The sequence below is a fragment of the Pararhizobium sp. O133 genome, from assembly GCF_051669845.1.
Lineage (GTDB): Bacteria > Pseudomonadota > Alphaproteobacteria > Rhizobiales > Rhizobiaceae > Pararhizobium.
The window spans coordinates 543,196-559,560 of record NZ_CP196426.1 but is presented as its reverse complement, the minus strand read 5'-3'; the positions used below and the strand labels follow the sequence as shown (position 1 = coordinate 559,560).

Sequence of the window (16,365 nt, the reverse complement as noted above, 5' to 3'; positions counted from 1 at the left end):
GTGTGATCGAAAAGAACAGCACCTTGCCGCGCTCAGGAGAACGATATGCCCGCAACCGACGCCCTCGCCAACCAACTCTCCGATGCCGACAAACGGGGAATCCGGCTCAAATCCGTGTCGCTTTCGGAACCAGTCACGCCCGCCGAGGCCTTTGCCGTGCAACGCGAGACGCTGGCCCTCAACAACTGGCTGACGGGTGGCTACAAGGTGGCGATCCGGCCGGACGGCGGCTCGGTCTCGGCGCCGATGGCGCATATTACCCATGCCAGTGAATCGGGAACCGCCGGCTTCGAGCGTCCCGCCGTCGATGCGCTGGAAGTGGAGATCTGCTTCGTGCTCGGCAAGGACCTGACACCCGCAGGCGGCACGCCCTACACCCGCGAAACGCTGCTTGGCTATGTCGCCGGCATCTATTCCGGTGTCGAATTCCTGGGCCACCGGCTGGATGACGGCAGCAAGTCGCCCGCCCTGCTCTTCCTTGCCGACCGGCTCGGCAATGCCGGCTATGTGCGCGGCGAGGAACTGCCGGCCAAACTGATCGAACCCGGCCAGTCCTATCCGCTGACCATCACCATCAACGGCGATACCGTCTTCGAAGGCCCGGGCAAGCACCCGAACGACGACCCCGTCGCCGCCTTCCTGCTGTTTGCCAATACCATCACCGAAACTGTCGCCAAGGGCCGGATCATCACCACCGGCAGCCTCTGTGGCGCCATCCCCACCCCGGCCCATGCCGCCATCGCCATCAGCGGGTTTACCACGCTGGCGGTGACGGCGATCTCGACGCGAGAGGGGTGATCCAGAAGCTTTCCGGCAGAAGGGTACGATGCGTATGCCGCCGGCCCCGAAGACGAGGGCTATCGCATATGGAAAAAAGACCCCCTCTGGCCTGTCGGCCATCTCCCCCACAAGGGGGGAGAGACCCAGCCGCCGGCCCTCGTTTCACATGACGGACAGAGCGGCAGGTTAAGCCCCTCCCCCTTGTGGGGAGGGGTTGGGGAGGGGACTGTTTCATATGCGACCGCCGAACCCAAGACCGACGGCAACCGCAAAATTCAACGCTGCCCGTAAACCGCGACGGCATCCGCGCCTGCCGGCAGGAAGGCCGGGCATGACGGGTCCGTCGCGGCGCGCCAGACGGCTTCGGCCACATCGACGGCCTGTGTGATCTCGGATGCCGGCTGCTCTGCCCATTGTGCAAAGACGCTTTGTACCAGCCCGGCATAGGCCTCCGGAAAACCGCCGGCCGCCTCGATCCGGCCGCGCGCATTGTCACCGAACCGCGTGCCCGGTGCCCGGCCCGGCAAGACGACCTTTACCCGGATATTGAACGGTTCGAGCTCCAGCGCCAGCACCTCGCTGAACGCGTTCACAGCCGCCTTGCTGGCGGTATAGACGGAGAGCAGGTGCAGCGGCTTCACGGTCACCGTGGACGTGACATTGATGATGATACCGTCGCGGCGCTCGCGGAACTGCGGCAGCACGGCCTGGCTCATCGCCATCGTGCCGATCGTGTTGGTTTCGAAGACATCACGCGCCATTTCCATCGGCGTGCCTTCCAGCGCATTGAGAAAACCGACGCCGGCATTGTTGACGAGGACATCGATCGGCCCGGCCGCTTCAACCGCATCGCGGATGCTTGCCGCATCGGTGACGTCGAGGGCGAGCACGCGCAACCGCTCCGATTGCGGCAGGACGTCGGGTCGCGGCGTGCGCATCGTGGCGATGACGTTCCAGTCACGCGCGAGAAAATAGGTTGCGATTTCATGGCCGAAGCCGGACGAGCACCCGGTGATGAGAACGGTTTTCATGGCAGGACCCTTTCAGTCGTTTTGCGATGACGGGACCATAGACGCAGCATTCCGTACGCTCTACAGTTCAAAGTCCTTAAAACATCCGTAAGAGTCCGGTTATGGTCGATCCTCTCGCCGAAGTCGTCGGCCTGTTACAACCCAGCGCACCGATGGCGAAGACCGTCAGCGCCGCCGGCAGCTGGCGCGTGCAGCGGTCGGAAACGGGAAAGCCTTTCTACAATGTGGTGCTGCAGGGCTCCTGCCTGCTTGCGGCCAACGGTATGGCGCCGGTGCGCCTCGACGCGGGTGACTTCGTGCTCATTCCCGCGGCCTACGATTTCACCGTATCGAGCCACGACATGGACGGCACAGATGGTTACGACCCACTGCATGTCACCATGGTCGAGGGTGGCGTCCGGCTCGGCGATCCCGATGCTGAACCGGATGTGCGCATGCTGGTCGGCCATTTCACCTTCGGCTCCCCCGATGCCGCCCTGCTCGTCTCGCTGCTTCCCGCACTCATCCATGTCGGCGGCGAACAACGGTTGTCGACCATCGTCCAGTTGCTGGTGGAAGAAACACGTGCGAAACGGCCTGCCCGGGAAGTCATCCTGGCACGGCTGCTCGAAGTCCTGCTGATCGAGGCGCTGCGTTCCACGGCCGGAACGGGCGCGTCACCTGGCCTGCTGCGCGGTCTTTCCGACGGCCGCCTCGCCGCCGCCATCCGCCGCATGCACGAGGAGCCGACCCGCGCCTGGACCGTGCTTGAACTTGCCAGGGAAGCATCCCTTTCCCGCTCCGCCTTCTTCGACAGGTTCAGCCGTGCCATGGGCGTCGCGCCGATGGAATATCTCTTGTCCTGGCGCATGGCGCTCGCCAAGAACCTCCTGCGCCGCAGGCAAGCCGGCATCGCCGAGATCGCCGAACGCGTCGGCTACAGTTCCGCCAGCACCTTCAGCGTCGCCTTCACCCGCTTCGTCGGCCTTCCGCCGACGCATTATGCGCGGACGGCGGGAGAGGCGGCGTAGGGGAGATGACGGGGATTGAGGGACGTTCGGGGCGACACACAAACCCCAGGGCTATCGCATATAGAAAGACCCCCTCTGGCCATCTCCCCCCACAAGGGGGGAGAGACCCTGCCGCCGTCCCCTGTTTTCAGGCTCCGGACGAGGCGGCAGGCGAAGCCCCTCCCCCTTGTGGGGAGGGGTTGGGGAGGGGACTTTCCGTATGCGATTTGCCCTGCACAAACCCTTTGCCGACAGAAATCCGTCGAATCCCCTACTTCAACCAAACCCCATAATCCGGCACCAGCAGATGCAACGGCGCCTCATCCTCCTCTATGCCGGAAAAGCGCGTAACGGCCGGATCCTCGAAGATATTGTCGGTATTGTCATCATTGACGGTGGAAACCTCCGCGACGAAGACGTCTGCACCCTCGCCCCAGAAGGCGTGCCAGTCGCCGGGCATCAGGGTGACGCTTTCGCCGGGGGAAAGACGCAGCTTGTGGCCGGGTTTCAACTCCCGCCAGATACCGTCGGTCGCCACCCGCGTGCCTTTGCTCCGGTCGCAGACCCCGTCGCTGTCACCGAACAGTTCGATCACCAGCGTGCCGCCGCCGCGATTGATGATATCCTCGGCCTTCAGCAGATGCCGGTGCATCGGCGTCACCTGGTCCTTGCGGGCGATCATCGCCTTTTCGGCGTAGAGCATGCCGCGACCGCGCTGCAGGTCAGCGAAACGGCCGTTGCGCACGGTGAACAGGAACAGGCCTGTCCGCTCGAAATCTCCAAGCCCGAAATCGGTGATATCCCAGCCGAGTGCTGTCCCGGTAATGCCGTCGATCTCTTGCCTGCGCGCCCGCATTTCCTCCGGCGACCAGCGCGAAAACGGCGGCAGGATATAGCCGAAAGAGCGCATGAAGGCTTCGCCCTCGCGCATGATGGCATTGATGGTCGAGCGTTTCATGGGAGCGGTCATGATTGCCTCCTAACGTACGCCGATGCCGGCGGTGAGACCACCGTCGATCCGGTGGTCCGAGCCGGTGATGAAACCCGCCTTGTCCGAGGCGAGGAACGCCGCCAAGGCCGCCACCTCCTCCGGCTCGCCGATCCGCCCGAGCGGATGCGCGGCCCCGAAACGCTGGAAGACGCTGTCGATATCGGCATCCTCGCCCTCGAAGGTGCGGGCCGCCAGTTCCAGAATTGGGGTGCGAACGGAGCCTGGACTGATCGAGACGACACGGATGCGATCGGCAGCAAAATCCAGCGCCATGGCCCGCGTCAGCGCATGAATGGCGCCCTTGGAGGCGACATAGGCGGAGACACCGCTCTGGCAGGCGTGGCCCTGCACGCTCGACAGGTTGACGATGACGCCGCCGCCGCGCTTGCGCATTTCCGGCACGCCATACTCCGCGGTCAGATGGATCGAGCCGACATTGACGGCGAGGCAATGCATGAAGGTCTCGAACGGCGTCGATTCGGCCGTGCCGTAGGGATGGACCGCCGCCGCATTGACGATGATATCGAGACCGCCATGGCGCCCGACTGCGGCCGTCATGCTGGCGCGCACGCTGTCCGGCACCGAAACATCCGTGTGGAAGACGGCAAGCCGCAGGCCCTCCTGCGTACCAAGCGCTTCCAGTTCGGCATTGGCCGCCCGGTCGATCCCGAGCGAGGCAACGGATGCGCCGGCACGGGCGAGATGCAGCGCCACGGCACGTCCGATCCCGGTCGTTCCGGTTACCACCGCGACCTTGCCCGCAAATTCACTCATGACCGGTCTCCCTCATCTTCAAGCATCATTTCAGCCCATGCTTCGCGTCAGCCGGCGGAATGAATTCCAGCCCGGCGTCCAGATGGCGGTTCATGTGAAAGGCAAAGCCGATCCGGTCGCGGTTGCGCAGCGCCTGGATGATATCGGCATGTTCCGCCGTCACCCCCTCGCGCACAAGGCGTTGTGATTTCCCCGCCAACATCAGGCGGCTGATCACCGGCTTCAGCATGCCATAGGTCTCCGACAGCGTCCGATTGCCGGCCGTGTCCACCATCAGCTTGTGGAACTGGTAATCCAGATCCGAAGCCTCTTCCGGCGTCGCCGCTTCGCTGATCCCGGCGTTGAGCGCCTCCATTTCGGAAAGCACCGCCTCGTCGATGCGCTCGGCCAGGAGATCGAACAGATTCATCTCCGTCAGCCGCCGATAGCCCTGGATGTCGCGAAAGGCATCGACGGAAATATCCATGGCGAAGGAAAAGAGATCGCACATCGCCGATTGATGCTGGTCCGTCAGCACCGCCCCGACCTTCTGGCGCGATTCGGCGACACCATAGGCCTTTAGCGTCCGGAAGGCCTCACGCACCGTGTTGCGGCTGGCGTCGAACATGACAGCCAGTTCCGCCTCGCTCGGCAGAACATCGCCGACGGTCAACCCACGTTCGCGGATCAGCCCGCGAATATGCGCCACCATGCCATCGACCGCCGATGCGCGATTGCCGTCTTCCGGGGCCGTCTTCATCATGTTCCTCAGCTTGAGAGCCCATAATAAGACCCACATAATCCCATGATCAACAGGAATATCTTGTCACAACGGCAAAATATCGCTTAATTGTCCAACATTATAACGGAGGCAGGGATATGCTTGAAAGCTGGCGCTGGTTCGGACCGCAGGATTCGGTCACCCTGTCGGATGCGCGTCAGGCGGGCGCCCATGGCGTCGTGACGGCCCTTCACCATATTTATGACGGCCGGATCTGGACGCCGGACGATGTCGCCGAGCGCATGGCGCTGGTACGCAAGGCTGGCATGACATGGGCTGTCTGCGAATCCATCCCGATCAATTCGGCGATCAAGCGGCGCGATGGCGAGTGGCGGCGTTATCTCGATGCCTGGAAGCAGAGCCTCGCCAATCTCGGCAAGGGCGGCGTGCCCGTCGTCTGCTACAATTTCATGCCGGTGGTCGACTGGACCCGCACAAACCTGATGTATCCGACCGAGGCCGGCGGCTACGCGCTGCGCTTCGACATGATCGATTTCGTCGCCTATGACGTCTTCGTGCTGAAGCGCCGCGCGGCCGAGGAAAGCTACGATCCTGATGTCATCGAGACGGCCCGGCAGCGCCTTGCCGGCATGAGCGAGGCCGAGATCCTGACGCTCGAAAAGAACATCATCGCCGGCCTGCCCGGCGGCGAGGACAGCCATACCCGCGAAAAGATCCGCGCCGAGATCGCTTCTTTCGACGATACCTCGCCTGCCGACATGCGTTCCAATCTCATCGAATTCTTGAAGGAAGTCGTGCCGGTGGCGGCGGAGAACGGCGTCCGGCTCGCCGTCCATCCCGACGATCCGCCATTCTCGCTGTTCGGCCTGCCGCGCGTCGTCTCGACGGAAGAGGACGTGCAGACGCTGTTGAGTGCGGTCGATGAGCCGGCGAATGGTATCACGCTCTGCGCCGGCTCCTATGGCTCACGCGCCGGAAATGACGTGGTCGCCATGGCCAGGCGCTTCGCCGACCGCATCCATTTTGCCCATCTGCGCAATGTAGCCAAGGAGCCGGACGGATCGTTCATCGAATCGGAGCATCTGGGCGGCGACGTCAACATGGTGTCGCTGATCTCGGTGTTGCGGGCGGAGGAACGCCGGCGAATAAGGGCGGGGCGGGCGGACAGCGTCATCCCGATGCGGCCCGATCACGGCCATCTGCTGATCGACGACCAGAAGAAGAAGGTCAACCCCGGCTATTCCTGCATCGGCCGCCTCAAGGGGCTGGCCGAATTGCGGGGCGTCATCGCCGCCGTCGACCAACTCACCTGAAGCGTTCAGACCCAGGCGACCAGCATGAAGGCGGTCGCCAGGATGAGGATCAGGCTGGGGATGGCCCACATCAAAACCATATAGGCCTGTTCCTGCACGTAAGGCCCCAAAACCCGGCTCACGAAGTTGAAGCGGGCAAACAGGATGTTGATGAACAGCGCCGAGGCCAGCGTCAGGTAATTCAGTGCGAACAGCCGGTTGACCGTGTTGTCGCCGCTCGAAAGCACGACATAGGTGCTGTAGACGGTGAAATTCAGCGCGATGACGGCAAACAGGCCACCGATGATGATGTTGACCATTTCATGGGTATCGACCTGGAAAACGCCGTCTTCCATGTGGTTCAGCCAGATCGCCAAAAGCGGGATCAACAGCGAGGCGAACAGCGGGATGAAGATCGACGCCACCACCACGCCGGGCTGCCGGGTAATATCGAGCGAGGCGGTCACCTGCGCATGCGTGCTGTTGTACCAGCCGGGTTGCGGAATGCTGCGAAGATCGACAAGACCGATGCTCCAGCCGGCCAGATCCGCATTCACCGACGGGCGGCTGTAGTCGATATCGGACTGGTCGAACCGAAGCGCCACCTCGGCAAGCGTCAGCCCGGCGACCGCCATGTTCACCGCGAGGCGTTGCCGGTCGAAGGGAAATCGCGCCACATCGACATCCACGCTGAAATCGGCGGTCACGCGGTGCAGCAATTCAACGCGCCCCGTCGGATAGATCCGCAGCCCGTAATCCGAGAGCGCCGCCTCGCCAGCCTGGTTGGCGAGCACGACCGGCGGCACCCAAATTGCCTTCATCTTTTCTTCCGCGGCGCTGTCGCGCAATGTCTGCGGCGGCACACCGACGATCGGACCCGATATCGCCAGCCGCTTGTCCATCCACCGCAGGCGGATATCGACAGTTGCGCGGAACGTTCCGGCATTTTCGTCGAAACTCTCGAGCTTCAGGAAGGAGGCACCAGCCTGGACGACGACCGGCAGACCGCTGTCGCGCGGCAGATCGGCCGCGGCCATGGCCGGGCTCGAAAGCGCGGCAAGGATGAAGAGTGCAACCCAGCGCAAAATGGCCCGAAAAGGCTTCAAGCCCCTCATGACGATGCCTTGCCGGCGTCACCACGTCGCGACCGGACCTTGTCGTAAAGCGTGATGAAGGGTTGCATCTCGCTTGGAAAGGTCTCCGCGCCTGCAATCGGCGTCAACGGCTCGCCGGCGCCGACTGCCTCGAACCGTTCACCGAGCACCTGTAGCGGTCGAATCAGGAAACCCCGCAGCACCACCAGCACGAAGCCGGAGAGCGCCAGAATGGCGACCAGCGTGATGACACTCTGCCAGATCAGCGACCGATTGACGGCGGCGCGCGAAGCGCTGAAATCCATGGTCGCGGCGATGACGCCGAGCGGCGTTCCCGAACTGCTGTTGACGGGCAGCAGCAACACGCCGCGCGTGAGCCCTTGCGCTTCTCGCACATAGCGGACCGGCTCGTTGACGACGGAAATATCCTGCGCGCCTGCGAGTTCGGCGATCAGTTGCGCGTTGGTGGCTTCGAAACGGATGAAGCGGCCGATCCTGTTTTCCTCGCCCATGCGCTCCGGGTCGATCCCCTGCGCATATTGCTTCAGCACCGCCTCTTCGACGAACAGGCCGAGATCGACGCCATAGGCCGTCTTCAAGGCCGCCATCAGGGGACCGTAGGCGATCCCGATCTCGACACTGCCGAGATGCTTTCCGGCGGCATCGAAAACCGGAGAAACACCGAAAATCGCCGGGCCGTTGCGCGCAACCGAGGCGCCCTTGAGCGGTACGCGCTCGCGATTGACAGCAACCACCAGCGGCCGGAACGGCGTCAGATCGTCGCCGAAGGTGGCGGGATCATGCAGTCGTAGAAAGGATGTCGCCGGCGGAATGTGAAATTGCGCCTGATCAACGCCGTGCCGCGCTTTCTGGTTTGTGAACATGTTCGACAGTTCTGCTTCGAGGCCCATCCTGTCCCCGGCGCCCATAAGCTTCTGGACGGTCGGCAGGTCGGCGAGCAATTCGGCGCGGGCCAGCGCCTTGTTTTCCGCATCGCGGATCGCGGTCTCGACGATTGCTCCCATGACCCGGAACTGATCCGCCTCGACGGCATCCGTCATGCCGGAAAACAGCCGATTGGAAATAAAGGCCGCGCCGGTCACGACGAGAACGATCGCGACGATGATCGCAATAGGTGCGCTACGGCGAAATCTCATTCTCATCTCACCCGTCAGAAATCCCCTTGAAACCTTTTACAATGCCGAACTTTCCCTCGACAGGGCGGCGGACGGATTATTTTTGGGGTGATGGCGGTGAAGAGGACGACGAATCCGTCGCAATTTCAGGATGCGGCAGCCATACGCCGGGGCTGCTCGCGGGCGGCCTCGATCATGACGGCGCTGACCGTTCCGTAAGCCTTTGCCCAGGCAGCGTGCAGTTCAGGCGTAAAGCGCGCGCCGAAGAAGAGCGAAAGCGTTTCCAGAAGGGCAGCACCGACAATGGCATAGTGCTCGTCGCGAACGCCGTAGCCGCTATGCTTGACCGCCAGCCCACGCAAGGCCGGCACAACGGTATCGAGCTTGCGCAAGGCGCCGACGACGAGGGCAAGCGCCATCATCAGCTTCTTGCCCTGTTCGCGCAGGTCGGCCCTGTCGAACATCGGCTTCAGCGAAGGATCATGGATGAAGAGCCGCTCGTAGAACAGCGCGGCGGCATCGCCGCGAACTTTGAATACTTCGGCAAAGCTGCCTTCCAGCAGCGCAATTTCGGCTTCCTGCATCTCCATTCTCCTGCAATTGTCTTGGAATGATCGAACAATCGCAGGCGAATGTTTCAGTTGAAGTTCGCGGATTGCGCAAAAATGTTTCAATTGTTTCAGAAGCAAACTTTAAATGAAGATTTTCGCAAATTACTCGTCCTGGACGATCAGCGAGTGAAGGATGCGGCGAATATCCTGCGGCGTGAACGGCTTTTCGATGACCGGACAGCCGCAACGGGCAAGGAACCGTCCCGCCGCCGGGCCGAGCGTATCGCCAGTGACGAAAGCGATGCGGGTCGTCAACTCTGGACGAGCCTTTTGCAGCCAATCGTAGAAACCCGGGCCGTCGCCGCCGGGCATGTGGATGTCACAGAGAATGGCAGTCGGCGAGAAATCACCCTGCTCCAGCCGCGCGATTGCGCTTTGCCCGCTATCGGCAATGACGATGTTGAACCCCAATTGCCCGGCCATGTCGCTGAGCAGATCGGCGATATCGGCCTCGTCATCGACGACCAGAAGACGCTTGTTCGAGACGACGGGCACCGGCACGGTGTCCGCCGGAGCAGTGCTTTCGCCCGAGTGCTGTCCCAATGCCAGCGGCAGGCGAATGACGAAACGGGCACCGCCGCCCGGCCGGTCGTCGAGATCGAGTGCGCCGCCATGGGCTTCGATCAAGCCGCGCGAAACGGCAAGGCCGATGCCGGTGCCGAAACCCTGCGGCTTGGTGGTGAAATAGGGATCGAAGATGCGCGAGCGGATATCCGGGGCAATGCCGGGGCCGTTGTCGGAAACGCTCAGCAGCATCACACCATCCTCCGTCCTCGCCTCGGCTGCGATATGGATGCGCCGCTTCCCCTCGCGCTTTTCCTCAAGTGCCTGATGGGCGTTGATCACCAGATTGATGAGAACTTGATGCAACTGATCCCGATCGACCCAAAGGGACGGCAAGTTTTCGGCAACGTCCGTTTCGACGATAACGGCGGAGCTGTGCAGGTTATATTTGAGAAGATCGAGCGCCTCGCGGACCAGATGCGGTAACGGCACGGCCTGCCGTTCGGTCTTGCGCTGCCGCGCCATGTCGAGAAAGCTGCGCACGATCTTTGCGCAGCGATTGGCGGCACTCTCGATCTTGGCGCTGCGCTGCGCAAGCTCCTCGCCGGCCAACTGATGGGTTGCGGCCTCGGTGATCCTTTCCCGCAGCATCATGGCCTGCCCGATGACGATCGACAGCGGGTTGTTCAGCTCATGCGCGACACCGGCGAGCAGCGATCCAAGCGCCGCAAGCTTGTCCTTCTGATGCAGGGCTTCGCCCTGGCGCAGGATTTCCGCCTGTGCCGCGCGAACGGCGGTCAGGTCTCGCAGATGCGCGGCAAACAGCCGTTTCGCCCCGAGCGTCACATCGGCAATGGTCAGCTCCACCGGAATCTGCGTGCCGTCGACCCGCAGCGCCTCCAGTTCGAGACGCTTGCCGAGAACGCGGCTCACGCCGGTTTCCAGGTAGGATGTCATGCCGGTGTCATGGGCGGAGCGCAGGGCATGCGGAATGATGAGATCCGCGATCTGCGACCCGACCGCAGCCTCGCGGCTGTAGCCGAAGATCGAGACCGCGGCCGGGTTGAAGTCGACGACGATACCGGCTTCATCGATCACGACGACCGCGTCCAGCGCCGTCCGGATGATGGCGGCGTGATAGGCTTCGCTCGCCTTCTGCGCCTCGATCCGCTCGGCGATATCCTGCTGTTGGCGGTGCAGTTCGGTGAGATCGCGCAGGATGACTATGAAACCCGACACGCCCCCGGCAACCGGCAGGGCCGTGATCGCCCGCCCAAGGTAATGCATGCCGCGCGGACCACAATCCAGCCATCCCTCGCGCCGAAGCGTCTCGCCCGGCCGGAGTTGTTCGATCATCTGCTCGCAGGATTGATGGACCACCTCGCCCAGGATGTCGCGAACCGCATGACCAACCACCTCGTGTCTCGGGCGCCCCACGAATTCGAGAAAGGCCGCGTTGACGGCCCGGTAGCGGCAGTCGCGATCGACATGGGCGGCGCAATCGAGCACGCCGGCGAAAAGCAGGTCCAGAAGCGCCGGAGCCTCGGTCGGTGCGTCTGCGGATGTCATGTCCTCGCTCTCCTGAAAGACCTCGGTCATGGCGTAAGTTTCCCCGGCGTATAGATATAGCCCACCCCCCGGACGGTCTTGATAGCCTGGGGCTTGGCGGGATCGTGCTCGACCTTCTTGCGGATGCGTGTCACCCGGACATCGATGCTGCGGTCGAAGGGATCATTGTCACGCTTGTTGGCGAGATCGAGCAGCCGGTCCCGTGTCAGCACCCGGTCGGGATTTTGCAGGAAAACCTGGATCAGGTCGAATTCCATTGCCGTCAGGCCCTCCCGCACCCCATCCGACTGGACGAGACAGCGGGCTTCCACGTCGAGCATCAACTTGCCGAAAGGCTGCAGTCTCGTCGATTCGTCCCCGTCGACCGATGCGATCGACGGCGGCGGCACCATGCCTTGATTCCGGCGCAGGATCGCGCGAATACGCGCCTTCAATTCGCGCAGGTCGAATGGCTTGGTGATGTAATCATCCGCGCCCATCTCGAGGCCGACAACCTTGTCGATGGTATCGACGGCGGCGGTCAGCATGATGATCGGTATATTGCTGCCGGCGCGCAGACGCCGGGTAATCGAAAACCCGTCCTCATCCGGCATGTTGACATCGAGCAGCAGCAAGTCCGCATCTTCCGCCGCCAGAAGCTGATCAAGCGCCGCGCCGCCGGACGCCGTGCGAACGGAAAAATTTCCCCTTTGCAGATATTCCGCAATCATGTCGCGCAGCTGCGCCTCATCGTCCACGACGATGAGGCGGGGCAATCGCGTGGAAAGACTTTCGCTCATGAACGCGCCCCCGGCTGCCGTTTCCCGAGACAGCTGATGTTCATGCCCCAACCGGACACGACACGCATGCTCCATCATCCGAAGCACGGTGCCCTACACTGGGCATGGGGCAAGGTATATCAGGAAATTTGCACACACAACTTGGTGTTGGTGATTTCTTGCGGTCTGGCGGGAGGCGGAGACGGGGATTGTTTCAGAGGATCTGACATCCCTTGGAACCGAGAGGCCGACCGAATCTGCAGACAAGGATACAGGGCTGAAACAGCCTCTGACGGATGTGATGACATGCCGCTGCAGCAGGCATCCGGCCTGAAGCGCCGAGTATGAACTCCGTGCAAGCTGTTTCGGTAAACCCGCGATACCAACTGCCGAGCAAGCGATTGGGCATAAGCCGTTTTCACGGCAATCCAAAAGCTAACTGAGAAAAAACGAGGGGCCATGCTGACAATGGCGGAGAGGGTGGGATTCGAACCCACGATACGGTTGCCCGTATGCCGCATTTCGAGTGCGGTGCTTTCGACCTCTCAGCCACCTCTCCGGGTCATCCTTGGTCGACGCTTGTTCAGCGCGAGGCGGTTCATAGCGGCAGTTTTCGGCAATGACAAGAGGGCATGACGAGGAATATCAAGCTATTTCCCGTCTTTCGCCTTGACAGTTTTCATGGCTTCCAGTAATTCGCGCAATCGAAGTGGTGTGGCATGCCCTCACCGCGCCGGGTTTCTATTGTGCCCGTTCACCGGCAGGATCGAAAGGTCTTGTCATCCCGACTGACCAAAAAGACGGCCTCGACTTGATCGAAGAGCCGGAACGAACATGAAAGGATAAAAAATGTTCGCAGTCATCAAGACCGGCGGTAAACAGTACCGCGTGGCAGCCAACGACGTTCTGACGATTGAAAAATTGGAAGGCGCCGCAGGCGATAAGATCGAATTCACCGAGATCCTGATGGTCGGCGTCGGCGCCGATGCAACCATCGGTGCTCCGTTTGTCGAAGGTGCCGTTGTCAGCGCCGAAGTTGTGGAACACGGCCGCGCCAAGAAGGTCATCGCCTTCAAGAAGCGCCGTCGCCAGAACTCGAAGCGCACTCGCGGTCACCGCCAGCATCAGACGACTGTCCGCATCCTGGACATCGCCGCTGTTGCCGGCGCGAAGGCGAAGAAGGCTTCCAAGAAGTCTGAAGACGCCACCGCAGAAGCTGCAAACTGAGACAACGGACTTAAGGTTTAAAGGAGACATACCATGGCACACAAAAAAGCTGGCGGTTCCTCGCGCAACGGTCGCGATTCCAACTCCAAGCGCCTTGGCGTGAAGAAGTTCGGTGGCGAAGTCGTCATTCCGGGCAACATCATTCTGCGTCAGCGCGGAACGCAGTGGCATCCGGGCGCCAATGTTGGCCTCGGCAAGGACCACACCATTTTTGCACTGACGGCCGGCAATGTGAACTACCGTACGAAGGCCAATGGCCGCGTGTACGTGTCTGTCATGCCGAAAGCCGAAGCAGCGGAATAAGCCGGTAGCGCTCTAAAACAGCCGGCGTCTCATCGACCCGGCTGACGCATACCGTTCAGGCCAAGATCAAAAGGGGAGATGGGGCGATGCCCGATCTCCCCTTTTTCACGTCTTGGAGGACTGAACATGCAGAGCGAATTGTTGAGGGAGAGCCAATCACGGTCTCCCCGGGAAGATTCCCTGGAATCTTCTCAGGAGAGGCTGCGGCCTCAGCGGTCAAGGACCGATTGCCCGATATTGTTATCGCCAAGGCTCGTTTTGCGCGCGCCCCATGAAGACGATATCGACGCCCTTGCCCATCTTGCCAACAATGCCAATATCGCCACCATGGTCTCGCGCATGCCGCACCCGTACACGGTGGCCGATGCCGCGGACTTCGTACGCCGTACGAAAACGGGCGAGATTGGCAAGTGCGTCTATGCGATTACCAAAGCGGACAATGGCGCATTCCTCGGCTGCTGCGGTATCGAGCCGCATCCCGATGGCAGGACGGCGGAGCTTGGCTACTGGCTGGGCGAACCGCACTGGAACAAGAGCTATGCAACGGAAGCCGCCCAGGCGCTGACCGACATGGCCTTCCGGACCCGCGACATCGACCAGATCGATGCGCGATGCCGGGTCATGAATGTCGCCTCACGGCGGGTCATCCAGAAGTGCGGTTTCCAGTTCCAGGGCTCGGGCATGGTCGACAGCCTGGCGCTCGGCGGCATGATGTCGGTCGAATGGTATCGGCTCGACCGCAAGACCTGGATGTCGTTGCGCAGTTGGGGAGGCATGAGATGACCGCTCATCTTCGCGAACGGCCGAAGGCCGCTGTCCGTCCCGATCCTGGCCCCTGCCCGACGATCGAAACGGCCCGCCTCGTCCTGCGTCCGCACCGGCTCTCCGATGCGGATGCGGTGGCACAATCGCTCGGCGATTACCAGGTCTCGCGCATGTTGGCGCGGGTTCCGGTTCCCTATCACCGCTCCGATGCGCTCGACTGGCTGATCCGCCAGGGTTCCGGTCTGTTTGCCGGCTGGACGCTGGCGATCACCACCGGCGATGATGTCCATATCGGCTGCGTCGGTATCGAGCTTCGTCATGGCCAGTGGCATGTCGGCTACTGGCTGAACCGGTTCTACTGGAACCGGGGCTATGCCGGCGAAGCCGTGCATGCGGCGATCGAGCGCTTCTTCCGGCGCATGCCCGGCACCACCCTGCATTCCGGCGTCTTCGCCGACAATGCAGGCTCGCTGAAGCTGCAGAAGAAGCTCGGTTTCGAGATCACCGGCTGCGCCCAGATCTATGCGCTGGCGCGCACCAGCATGGTCAGCCATATCGAAACCCGGATCACGGCGGTCGATCTGCGCAGGCCCTGAACGGTTACGGCCGGCGACTTTTCGCCGGCCGTTTTTTTGAAGACGATTCTGCCGGTCGGAATGCGGGCGGATCAATGCAGCAAAGGCAGGCACTCCTTGGGGTGTCGCGGCTTTTGACTTCACGATAATCTTTGACCTGACAGGCAGGCGTCTATATCGATGGCGGCATAAAGGGCAGGCAAAGACACACAACAGATGGCAGTGCGATGAAATTTCTCGATGAAGCAAAAGTCTATATTCGATCCGGCGACGGCGGTGCTGGCGCCGTGTCGTTCCGGCGCGAGAAATTCATCGAGTTCGGCGGCCCCGATGGCGGCGATGGCGGCCGTGGCGGCGATGTCTGGATCGAGGCCGTCAATGGCCTCAACACCCTCATCGACTTCCGCTTCCAGCAGCATTTCAAGGGCGGCACCGGCATTCACGGCATGGGCCGCAACCGCACGGGCGCCGGTGGCGCCGATGTGACGCTCAAGGTCCCGGTCGGCACGCAGATTTTCGAGGAAGATTCCGAGACGATGATCGTCGACATGATCGCCGAGGGTCAGCGGTTTCGCCTCGCCGCCGGCGGCAATGGCGGCTTCGGCAATACCCATTTCAAATCCTCGACCAACCAGGCGCCGAACTGGGCCAATCCGGGCCTCGAAGGGGAAGAAAAGACCATCTGGCTGCGGTTGAAGCTGATCGCCGATGCCGGGCTGGTCGGGCTGCCGAATGCCGGCAAGTCGACCTTCCTCGCGACTGTCACCCGCGCCCGTCCGAAAATCGCCAATTATCCGTTCACGACGCTGCACCCGAACCTCGGCGTGGCGACGATCGACGGCCGAGAATTCATCCTCGCCGATATTCCCGGCCTGATCGAGGGTGCCCATGACGGTGTCGGGCTGGGTGATCGCTTCCTCGGCCATGTCGAGCGCACGCGCGTGCTGCTGCATCTCGTCTCGGCGCAGGAAGAGAATGTCGCCAAGGCCTACAAAACCGTGAAGCACGAGCTTGAAGCTTATGGCGGCGAGTTGACCGGCAAGCCTGAGATCGTCGCCTTGTCGCAGATCGATATCCTTGATCCGACCGAATTGAAAAAGAAGCAGAAGGAACTGGCCAAGGTTTGCGGCAAGACGCCGCTGCTGCTGTCGGCCGTTGTCGGTACCGGCATGACGGAGGCGCTGCGGGCCTTGCGCGACATCATTGTCGCCGCCCAGACATATACCGGCGAAGAAGAAGATTGAT

General features: G+C 62.0%; 16 protein-coding genes, 1 tRNA gene and 1 pseudogene. 8 read left to right on the top strand and 10 right to left on the bottom strand.

Features of this window, described 5'->3' with window-relative positions:
- Positions 1 to 45: 45 nt before the first annotated feature.
- Positions 46 to 798 (top strand): hypothetical protein, encoded by a 753-nt coding sequence (locus ACST81_RS02625; protein ID WP_438751247.1) that lies wholly within the window; start codon positions 46 to 48, stop codon positions 796 to 798.
- Between the two features lie 257 nt (positions 799 to 1,055).
- On the opposite strand, the gene ACST81_RS02620 is transcribed toward ACST81_RS02625, so the two are convergent.
- Positions 1,056 to 1,811, bottom strand: a complete 756-nt coding sequence (locus ACST81_RS02620; protein WP_438751246.1) for an SDR family oxidoreductase — start codon at positions 1,809 to 1,811, stop codon at positions 1,056 to 1,058.
- A gap of 101 nt (positions 1,812 to 1,912) precedes the next feature.
- On the opposite strand from ACST81_RS02620, the gene ACST81_RS02615 reads away from it, so the two are divergent.
- The gene (locus ACST81_RS02615; protein ID WP_438751245.1) at positions 1,913 to 2,821 is read left to right on the top strand and encodes an AraC family transcriptional regulator; all 909 of its coding nucleotides are present in this window, start codon (positions 1,913 to 1,915) and stop codon (positions 2,819 to 2,821) included.
- A gap of 250 nt (positions 2,822 to 3,071) precedes the next feature.
- Here ACST81_RS02615 and ACST81_RS02610 read toward each other — a convergent pair whose 3' ends face one another.
- The 3 genes from ACST81_RS02610 to ACST81_RS02600 are packed head-to-tail and all read right to left on the bottom strand — an operon-like array spanning position 3,072 to position 5,307.
- The gene (locus ACST81_RS02610) at positions 3,072 to 3,758 is read right to left on the bottom strand and encodes a D-lyxose/D-mannose family sugar isomerase (protein WP_438753350.1); all 687 of its coding nucleotides are present in this window, start codon (positions 3,756 to 3,758) and stop codon (positions 3,072 to 3,074) included.
- 21 nt (positions 3,759 to 3,779) lie between these two features.
- Positions 3,780 to 4,565 (bottom strand): SDR family NAD(P)-dependent oxidoreductase, encoded by a 786-nt coding sequence (locus ACST81_RS02605; RefSeq protein WP_438751244.1) that lies wholly within the window; start codon positions 4,563 to 4,565, stop codon positions 3,780 to 3,782.
- A gap of 25 nt (positions 4,566 to 4,590) precedes the next feature.
- The gene (locus ACST81_RS02600; RefSeq protein WP_438751243.1) at positions 4,591 to 5,307 is read right to left on the bottom strand and encodes a FadR/GntR family transcriptional regulator; all 717 of its coding nucleotides are present in this window, start codon (positions 5,305 to 5,307) and stop codon (positions 4,591 to 4,593) included.
- A gap of 116 nt (positions 5,308 to 5,423) precedes the next feature.
- Between ACST81_RS02600 and uxuA the strand changes: the two genes are divergently transcribed.
- Positions 5,424 to 6,599, top strand: a complete 1,176-nt coding sequence (gene uxuA, locus ACST81_RS02595; protein ID WP_438751242.1) for a mannonate dehydratase — start codon at positions 5,424 to 5,426, stop codon at positions 6,597 to 6,599.
- A 5-nt stretch (positions 6,600 to 6,604) separates the two neighbouring features.
- Here uxuA and ACST81_RS02590 read toward each other — a convergent pair whose 3' ends face one another.
- From ACST81_RS02590 to ACST81_RS02565, 6 genes are all read right to left on the bottom strand, one after another.
- On the bottom strand, positions 6,605 to 7,615 hold the full coding sequence (locus ACST81_RS02590; protein ID WP_438751241.1) for a hypothetical protein: 1,011 nt from the start codon (positions 7,613 to 7,615) through the stop codon (positions 6,605 to 6,607).
- 74 nt (positions 7,616 to 7,689) lie between these two features.
- On the bottom strand, positions 7,690 to 8,829 hold the full coding sequence (locus ACST81_RS02585; protein ID WP_438751240.1) for a cache domain-containing protein: 1,140 nt from the start codon (positions 8,827 to 8,829) through the stop codon (positions 7,690 to 7,692).
- A 125-nt stretch (positions 8,830 to 8,954) separates the two neighbouring features.
- Entirely contained in the window at positions 8,955 to 9,392 is a 438-nt protein-coding gene (locus ACST81_RS02580; protein ID WP_438751239.1) for a globin family protein, read from the bottom strand.
- Positions 9,393 to 9,521: 129 nt separating this feature from the next.
- Positions 9,522 to 11,522: a hybrid sensor histidine kinase/response regulator gene (locus ACST81_RS02575; RefSeq protein WP_438751238.1), complete on the bottom strand. Its 2,001-nt coding sequence runs from the start codon at positions 11,520 to 11,522 to the stop codon at positions 9,522 to 9,524.
- Positions 11,519 to 12,271, bottom strand: coding sequence for a response regulator (locus ACST81_RS02570; RefSeq protein WP_438751237.1), 753 nt, complete (start codon positions 12,269 to 12,271; stop codon positions 11,519 to 11,521). Before ACST81_RS02570 ends, ACST81_RS02575 begins: the two co-directional genes overlap by 4 nt.
- 448 nt (positions 12,272 to 12,719) lie before the next feature.
- Positions 12,720 to 12,809 (bottom strand) — tRNA-Ser (locus ACST81_RS02565).
- A gap of 290 nt (positions 12,810 to 13,099) precedes the next feature.
- On the opposite strand from ACST81_RS02565, the pseudogene rplU reads away from it, so the two are divergent.
- From rplU to obgE, 5 genes and pseudogenes are all read left to right on the top strand, one after another.
- Positions 13,100 to 13,408: pseudogene (rplU, locus tag ACST81_RS02560) on the top strand (50S ribosomal protein L21); the annotation flags it as partial.
- A gap of 102 nt (positions 13,409 to 13,510) precedes the next feature.
- Positions 13,511 to 13,780 carry a 50S ribosomal protein L27 gene (rpmA, locus tag ACST81_RS02555; protein WP_158476700.1) on the top strand — a complete coding sequence of 90 codons (270 nt, stop codon included), beginning with the start codon at positions 13,511 to 13,513 and terminating at the stop codon, positions 13,778 to 13,780.
- A 126-nt stretch (positions 13,781 to 13,906) separates the two neighbouring features.
- The gene (locus ACST81_RS02550) at positions 13,907 to 14,563 is read left to right on the top strand and encodes a GNAT family N-acetyltransferase (RefSeq protein ID WP_438751236.1); all 657 of its coding nucleotides are present in this window, start codon (positions 13,907 to 13,909) and stop codon (positions 14,561 to 14,563) included.
- A complete protein-coding gene (locus ACST81_RS02545) occupies positions 14,560 to 15,141 on the top strand; it encodes a GNAT family N-acetyltransferase (RefSeq protein ID WP_438751235.1) in 582 nt (193 codons plus the stop codon). The genes ACST81_RS02550 and ACST81_RS02545 overlap by 4 nt, the downstream gene beginning before the upstream one ends.
- Positions 15,142 to 15,347: 206 nt before the next feature.
- Positions 15,348 to 16,364, top strand: coding sequence for a GTPase ObgE (gene obgE, locus ACST81_RS02540; protein ID WP_438751233.1), 1,017 nt, complete (start codon positions 15,348 to 15,350; stop codon positions 16,362 to 16,364).
- The last annotated feature ends 1 nt before the right edge of the window (position 16,365 follow it).